Source organism: Chryseobacterium sp. CH25 (genome assembly GCF_004119455.1).
GTDB lineage: Bacteria > Bacteroidota > Bacteroidia > Flavobacteriales > Weeksellaceae > Chryseobacterium.
This window is the reverse complement of the sequence record NZ_NRQT01000097.1, coordinates 1-258: the sequence shown is the minus strand read 5'-3', so window position 1 is coordinate 258 and position 258 is coordinate 1. Positions and strand designations below refer to the sequence as shown.

Below are 258 nucleotides of genomic sequence, written 5' to 3'. Positions count from 1 at the left end.
TACGGATATTCCTCATCAGCTGAACAATGATTCCTGCAATAGCAGCCAGAAGCGCAATAATGATAAACGGATTAGGAGGAATGTTTTGATTGTCTTTTTTATCCTTGGGTTCTTTCAGAGGTGAATATTCAATATCTGTATCTGAAGATTGATATTTTTTACGGATATTCCTCATCAGCTGAACAATGATTCCTGCAATAGCAGCCAGAAGCGCAATAATGATAAACGGATTAGGAGGAATGTTTTGATTGTCTTTTT

The 258-nt window shown here is 36.4% G+C and carries 1 pseudogene; it reads right to left on the bottom strand.

What is annotated here, in order from left to right:
* A pseudogene (locus BOQ64_RS22850) lies at positions 1–258 on the bottom strand (hypothetical protein); the annotation flags it as partial.